The organism is Dysgonomonas gadei ATCC BAA-286 (assembly GCF_000213555.1).
GTDB classification, from domain to species: domain Bacteria; phylum Bacteroidota; class Bacteroidia; order Bacteroidales; family Dysgonomonadaceae; genus Dysgonomonas; species Dysgonomonas gadei.
In genome coordinates this window covers 284,133-291,086 of record NZ_GL891986.1, presented here as the reverse complement: position 1 = coordinate 291,086, position 6,954 = coordinate 284,133, and the positions used below count along the sequence as shown (strand labels likewise).

The following is a 6,954-nucleotide window of genomic DNA, read 5'->3' as shown; positions in this document are numbered from 1 at the left end:
CGATGTATTTACAAACTCCCGTATAGCTGACCTGGAAGCCTTTATCTATTAACAGTTCGTAGATATCCTTACCCCGCATACACTGCTTCTTCAGGCCCATAGCACGTTTACGAGCGTTCTTCTCTAAACAGTCGTCTATTAAATCTTTCAGGCTACCGACAATAACACGGCGGCCTCGCCGGGAACTGTTATAATGGGGGGGGATTGTTAATACCGATTCCAGAGAGGATTCAGGATCATCACAGTTTAATGCGGCTTCATACTCGGCTATGACTTTATGAACGGTCTTACGGCTGACATCCAACTCCCTGGCTATAGCCCGTTTACTGTACCCAACCGTGCGGTACATGTGAATAATTGTTTGTTTTTCCACCATTGTTATCATTTTAGCCTCTGTGTTGGTTAATACACAAAGGAATTTATAATGTTAATATTTGTTAGTAAAATGTAGAGCTTTATTAGATGCTCTCACACATTTTACTTAACTGGTGGTATACTTTTAAATTATTTTAGTGGACTACTTTTCAATTATATTATACACATTACAGGAGTATAATTTATCCTGAAACGCGGTTTACCTTCAATAAGCCTTACATAACGATAGATCTCGGAAGGTATATAATACTCGTCTTCACGAGTCTTATATCTTGGCATAAAATCAAGTACTTCAAATACACCCTCATCAGAAGCAAAGCGAGTACCAAGTATATTTGTTTCTTTAAAGTAATTTTGTGTAATACGATAGCCATCAGAAACAATGAATGAAAAACTCCCACCTTTATCATTATCTAACAATTTAGAAAATACAGATGGAGAATCGAATACCGGAAAACAAAGCCAATCGATGCTTCCCTCTTTTGATATTAAAGCAGCCGTTTTACAATTTCCAACTACACCGTAATCTAGATTATCCATAAGCAATCAAATTATTTTATTAGTTTTTTCAAAAAATCAATGTTTAAAGCTTGTTTTGGAATATTATACCGCGCTGCATTTGAGGGGTCTCCTACTTTTATAGTAATAGCCGTATCCGGCAATGCCATAAACATTTCTTCATCAGTTGTATCATCTCCTATAGCCATTACAAAATCGTATTCACTTTGACTCATTAACCTTAAAGCTTCTGAACCTTTATTAAATTCACCAGACTTAACTTCTACTATTTTATTTCCTTTCATTATCTGCAAGTTCTGTCTCGAGGTTGGATTTATCAAGGCATTTATCAGTTGTGTTACACGTAGATCTGCTAGCCAGACATCAACATCCCTATAATGAAAGACCAAGGCTGTCTCTTTTATTTCCAGTTTCGAACGAGGAGTCTTTTTAACTGTATGTTTAATTATGTCTATTATCTCTTGATCCCATTCAATTTTCTGCACTTTACTTTTCCATATACCATGTTCTTTATAAAACATACCATGTTCGGCAGCCATGTCCAAAGGTAAATGTCCTAACCAATCTTCAAGTGTCTGTTTATCCCTACCACTACTTATTATCATTCTATTATGGCTATCGGCACACATTTTTTCTAAAAGATCAAAAACTTCAATCGTTGGTGATGCTTTCATCGGATTGCGGTGAAATGAAACCAATGTGCCATCATAGTCTAAAATAACCAGACGTTTTTGTGCTTTTTGATATGCATCTTTTATTTCATTGAAGTTTTTTTGTACAATTATTTTCTTTTGTAATTCTTTATTTTTCTTTTTTACTAAGACCAATTCATCTATAAAATCTTTGGCCCATTGTCCAACATGTTGAGAAGAAATAATCTCTTGCATATTTGATATGATTGTTTTTTGTTCCTCTTCCGGCATTTCCAGTGCTTGAAGAAGAGCATTTTCTATTTCCTTTATATTAGTTGGATTCACTATCAGTGCATCGGATAGCTCAATAGATGCTCCGGCCATTTCACTTAAAATGAGCACTCCTTTCCCATCTCGTTTTGTTGCAATATACTCTTTCGCAACAAGATTCATTCCATCCCTAAAAGGGTTAACTAAACAGATATCCGATATATGATATAAAGCGGCGATCTCTTCGAAGACGAATGACCTATAAAAATAATTGATTGGTTGCCATGCTGCTGTCGCATACTTACCATTGATAGCTCCCACCTTCTGGTCTATATCTTCTTTCAGTTTTGCATAAATATCAACATTGTTTCTTGATGGAGCGACAATCATAATGAGGCTAACCTTTCCCCTGTATTGGGGTTGGTTCGCCAGAAAGTCTTCAAAACACCTTAAACGCATAAGAATACCTTTACTATAGTCGAGCCTATCTACAGATAATATAAGCTTGCTGTTACCAAACTCACCTCGTAGTTTATCAGCTTGCTTCTTTATATCCGGATTTAGTAAAGCATTGTGATACATATCATAGTTTATTCCCATAGGAAAAGCATCCACATCTACGATTCTGTCATCTAAATGAATTTCATCGAGGTTACAATCTAATTTCAGTACCCGGTAAACAGCACTAATGAAATGTCTCATATATCCATGCGTATGGAAAGCAACAAGATCGGCTCCTAACAGACCGTTTAAAATATCACTTCTTTCGGGCAAGCACCTAAATAATTCATAAGAAGGAAATGGTATATGATGGAAATAACCAATACTGACTCCAGGTATTCGGTCTCTTATCATTCGAGGTAAAAGCATCAATTGATAGTCCTGAATCCAAACAATATCATTCGGTTCTATTATTTGCACTGCTTTTTCACAGAATAAAGCATTCACTTCCTTATATACAGACCAGTAGTCATTATTGTATCTTACATTGCTAAAAAAATAATGAGAAAGCGGCCAGATGACGCTGTTACTGTACCCTTCATAATAATTTTCTATTTGTGAAGGGGTCAGATTTACCGAATGAAAGTTTAGATCAGCCAGCTGTCTGTCTATTTTTTCTTGTTTTTGCAAATCATCAAGATACATTCCTGTCCAACCGATCCAATGCATTTCCATATTTGTCTCTAATGAGTTCAGTCCGGTTGAAAGGCCACCTATGCTAGGAACAACCTTGTACTCATTTCCCTCCTCCACTACTTTCAGTGGTAATCTATTGGATATAATAATCAACTTCATAATACGTATTTTGTATCGGGCAGGGCAGTCCGATTATTAAAAATAGAATAATTCGCTTGAACACAGAAGGATGTAGTGAATCTATAGAAACTTTATTATCCTCAGATTAATTATCATATGAAGCCCAAAAGAGTAACCTAAATTCCTTTAAGAAAACTGAATTATATATTGGCTATATTTCGGATCAACTCCGCTTAAATAAGGTATCTACCGAATAAGTAGATTTTAAAGAAGAAAAAACAATATTGTTTTCAATGTATTCAAGACTTTTACAAAGATAATAAAATTTGCCTAACCTATGAAATTACACGGAAGTTAGATCTTTTATCCAAAATCTAACTTACTAATACGTAGTGGTTCTTGTTGCGTATTTGCAACTTGTTTTATAGTAGAAAAAAGAGAGAACAAATCGTCAATAGATAAAAATTTTATCTTTTTATAATAGATTCTAGTGTTTGAGGTATATCAAACTCAGCACATTTTATCGATTCAAGTTTCTTCTTGCCCAGATCAGTCAAAGCAAAATACATCTGGCGCTTATCCTCCTTACCTACAATACGTCTGATAAGCCCTTTCTTTTCGACCGATTTTATCACTTTCGATGTATTCGAATTGCTCAATCCCAATACACTAGCCAATTCATTGGATGAATATTTCTGAGCATTCAGCGAACATAGCAGCATCCCTTCGTTCAGTCCAAGATCATATAATTGCTGAAAGTTTAACTCAAAGTCATAAATAGCCCGATACACATCTCTGATCTGGCATAATGTTCTTACTTGCGAATTATTTGTATTGTCTGCCATTTTAGTCTAAATTTATATTTACTGTTACTCTTTTAATAAAAGATTATCAATAGCCTCCTTCAGTTGCTGTTTTGGTAATGCTCCTGCAGCCATTTGAGGTTGTCCGGTCATCGGAACAAACAGTAAAGAAGGTATGCTTCTTATCCCAAACGCAGACGCTAGTTCAGGTTCAGTTTCCGTATTTATCTTATAAATATATATACGACCTCCGTATTCTGCGGCCAATTCATCCAGCACCGGAGCTATAGCTTTACAAGGGCCACACCAATCAGCATAGAAATCAATCAATGCCGGTTTATCCCCTAAATATTTCCATTCAGTAGGATTTGTTTCAAAATTAGCAACTTTTGACAAGAATTCTGCTTTTGTTAAATGTATTGTTGTCATTTTATCTTCTTTTTTAATTGTTTCTTTTGTTTGACTTTTTGTCTCAGCTGTGTTATTACAAGAAATAAGCAATAATGCCACAAGTGGAAATAGTATTGTATACTTCATTTTTAATCCGGTTTATATTTTTTTATCTGATCTCCATAAATATTTTCTTTGTACTTATTGTCTGTATAGCACCCTGCGGAGCCACAACAGGAAATATTCATAATTGCCTGAGAAAGTAGCAATCCACCTAAAACTAAAAACATATAATCCTTCGTAGATATTGAATAGATAGCTATCAACACTCCCAACAATAAACGAATTATCCGGGCTGCATCCCATTTCTTTAATATGCGTTTCATTCTGTTACTCATTAAAATTAAACCAGCTTCCGCCATTATATACTTTCTGAAAACCTTTATTCTTTAAGAGAGTCACCGCACTGCGACTACGCATACCACTGGCGCATACAGCAATAATCGGTTTATCTTTTTTCAATTTCGATAAATTACTATTCAAGCTATCCAAAGGAATATTGATTGAGTTTGTTGTCGCTCCCTGCCTGTACTCCTCCTTTGTGCGGACATCCAGGAGTATAGCCCCATTTTCTAAAAGAGCTTTAAAATCAATTTTATCCTCCAATCCGAATAATCTGCTAAAAAATCCCGCCATATTATTTATTTTATTACTGTTTATTAACTTTACTCCTTTTAAAAATACCTCCGAATAAGCCGCCCAGCAATACTCCGTATAGAGTACTAACTGTAGGAGATGAAGTTATGGGGCAAGTACCGGTACTGCATCCGATGTACCTCCAATACATATATCCGCCTATTGCTCCGATAAGTGCTCCTAAGAGATATGTCCAATTGTTTTTTATAATTTGCATATTTATTTGCGTTTATATTTCTTACAAAGATAACACATTATTTCTATAGGAATATAATTCTATGAGAAACAATATATTTAAAACTCTAATTTTGCTTAAATACGGAGTGATAGCTGAATTTTTCTATTATAAAGAGCACTCTGCTATTGCTGTTGCATAGGTTATATAACCTCCTGACAGATTTAGAACATTAGAAAATCCATATTGTGCTAATATCCGGGAAGCAATATACCCGCGTAAGCCAACAGCACAATAGATTAAAACGTCCTTCTCTTTTGGTATTTCTTTAATCCGGGAACGCAGTTCATCTAGGGGGATGTTCATCGCACCCTTGATATATCCTTCGCTGCATTCTTCTGAAGTACGGACATCTAAAAGGGTCGTTTTGGCGAGACTTATTTTTTCAATATCCCGCCATTGGGCTATTTTCATCTTTCCTTTAAGAATATTATCAGCTACAAAACCAGCCATATTGACAGGGTCTTTAGCCGATGAATAAGGCGGGGCATATGCATGCTCAAGATCCATCAGATCGTAAATTGTACCTCCTTTTTTTATAACCTCAGAAAACAACTCAATTCTTTTGTCGGCTCCTTCTTTTCCTACAACCTGAGCTCCCAAAAGCTTTCCAGTCAAAGGAGAGAAATTAACCTTTACTGACAATTGAGATGCTCCGGGATAGTATCCCGCGTGTGAACTTCCATGAGTAAAAGATGATATATGCTCGATACACTCCCTGTTCAGCACTTTGGATGAAAGGCCTGTCGCCGCAACGGTTAGGTCAAATACCTTAGCTATAGATGTGCCGATAGTTCCCGGGTAGATATATTTGTTATCCTCCAGTATGTTATCTGCAACAATACGTGCTTGTTTATTGGCCGGACCCGCCAAAGGAATCAACATCTGCTTAGTTATTATGGGATTCAGTACTTCCACAGCATCACCTAAGGCATAGATATTGTTATCACTCGTCTGCATATAACTATTAACTTTAATCCCTCCTGTCGTTCCAAGTTCCAGCCCTGCATCTTTTACAATTTTAATATCGGGCCGAACACCAATACTGAAAATAACCATATCGGAGATAAGTTCTCTACCGCTTTCCAATACTATTCTAACGCCGTTTTCTTCTTCGAGGAAAGAAGTCACTCCTTCTTTCAGATAAAGCTCTACTCCTTTCTGCCTAAGTTGCTGATGAACTATTGCGGCCATGGAAAAATCAATTGGAGCCATAACCTGATCCGCCTTCTCCACTAACTGTACTTCAAGTCCTGCATCATGTAAATTTTCTACCATTTCCAGTCCGATAAATCCTCCGCCGATGACAACTGCTTTTTGGGGTTTATGAGTTATAAGAAAGTTTTTGATTTTATCGGTATCAGGTACATTACGAAGTGTAAATATCTTTCTGCTATCGATGCCTTTGATTGGAGGTTTCACCGGTTCTGATCCGGTAGATAGAATAAGTTTGTCATAAGATTCAGTATATTCTTTATTTGTGATAAGGTTTTGTATGGTTATACTTTTATTTTCCCTATTGATACAGATTACTTCCTGCAATACCCTGATGTCTATCTTGAATCGCTTAGAAAATCCATCTACAGTTTGAATGAAAAGATTATCTCTGTCCGATATTGTACCTCCGATATAATATGGTAATCCACAATTGGCATAAGAAATATATTCGCCTCTTTCAAATAAAATAATTTCAGCCTGTTCATCCATTCTCCTTAAACGGGCTGCAACAGATGCTCCCCCCGCAACTCCTCCTACAATTAATATTTTCATATATTTA

The 6,954-nt window shown here is 36.1% G+C and carries 7 protein-coding genes and 2 pseudogenes; all 9 read right to left on the bottom strand.

From position 1 onward, the window contains the following. Positions 1 to 376: helix-turn-helix domain-containing protein (locus HMPREF9455_RS15200; RefSeq protein ID WP_006800617.1), on the bottom strand; the 376-nt coding region annotated here is incomplete at its 3' end. A 170-nt stretch (positions 377 to 546) separates the two neighbouring features. Then, positions 547 to 915 (bottom strand): annotated as a pseudogene (locus tag HMPREF9455_RS15195) (trehalase-like domain-containing protein); the annotation flags it as partial. An 11-nt stretch (positions 916 to 926) separates the two neighbouring features. Continuing rightward, the gene (locus HMPREF9455_RS15190) at positions 927 to 3,092 is read right to left on the bottom strand and encodes a bifunctional alpha,alpha-trehalose-phosphate synthase (UDP-forming)/trehalose-phosphatase (protein ID WP_006800615.1); all 2,166 of its coding nucleotides are present in this window, start codon (positions 3,090 to 3,092) and stop codon (positions 927 to 929) included. 428 nt (positions 3,093 to 3,520) lie between these two features. Next, positions 3,521 to 3,898 (bottom strand): MarR family transcriptional regulator, encoded by a 378-nt coding sequence (locus tag HMPREF9455_RS15185; protein WP_006800614.1) that lies wholly within the window; start codon positions 3,896 to 3,898, stop codon positions 3,521 to 3,523. 24 nt (positions 3,899 to 3,922) lie between these two features. Continuing rightward, positions 3,923 to 4,393, bottom strand: coding sequence for a thioredoxin (trxA, locus tag HMPREF9455_RS15180; protein ID WP_006800613.1), 471 nt, complete (start codon positions 4,391 to 4,393; stop codon positions 3,923 to 3,925). Between the two features lie 2 nt (positions 4,394 to 4,395). Continuing rightward, a complete protein-coding gene (locus tag HMPREF9455_RS15175; RefSeq protein WP_006800612.1) occupies positions 4,396 to 4,632 on the bottom strand; it encodes a hypothetical protein in 237 nt (78 codons plus the stop codon). Between the two features lie 4 nt (positions 4,633 to 4,636). Next, entirely contained in the window at positions 4,637 to 4,942 is a 306-nt protein-coding gene (locus HMPREF9455_RS15170) for a rhodanese-like domain-containing protein (RefSeq protein ID WP_006800611.1), read from the bottom strand. Between the two features lie 13 nt (positions 4,943 to 4,955). After that, positions 4,956 to 5,159, bottom strand: a complete 204-nt coding sequence (locus tag HMPREF9455_RS15165) for a DUF6132 family protein (protein WP_006800610.1) — start codon at positions 5,157 to 5,159, stop codon at positions 4,956 to 4,958. 138 nt (positions 5,160 to 5,297) lie between these two features. Beyond that, a pseudogene (locus tag HMPREF9455_RS15160) lies at positions 5,298 to 6,947 on the bottom strand (CoA-disulfide reductase); the annotation flags it as partial. Positions 6,948 to 6,954 lie beyond the last annotated feature (7 nt).

Bases quoted from the DNA above. Each gene is read 5' to 3' on its own strand.
- HMPREF9455_RS15170 (WP_006800611.1), bottom strand. From the start codon at position 4,942: ATGGCGGGATTTTTTAGCAGATTATTCGGATTGGAGGATAAAATTGAT.
- HMPREF9455_RS15175 (WP_006800612.1), bottom strand. From the start codon at position 4,632: ATGAAACGCATATTAAAGAAATGGGATGCAGCCCGGATAATTCGTTTA.
- HMPREF9455_RS15190 (WP_006800615.1), bottom strand. From the start codon at position 3,092: ATGAAGTTGATTATTATATCCAATAGATTACCACTGAAAGTAGTGGAG.
- HMPREF9455_RS15165 (WP_006800610.1), bottom strand. From the start codon at position 5,159: ATGCAAATTATAAAAAACAATTGGACATATCTCTTAGGAGCACTTATC.
- trxA (WP_006800613.1), bottom strand. From the start codon at position 4,393: ATGAAGTATACAATACTATTTCCACTTGTGGCATTATTGCTTATTTCT.
- HMPREF9455_RS15185 (WP_006800614.1), bottom strand. From the start codon at position 3,898: ATGGCAGACAATACAAATAATTCGCAAGTAAGAACATTATGCCAGATC.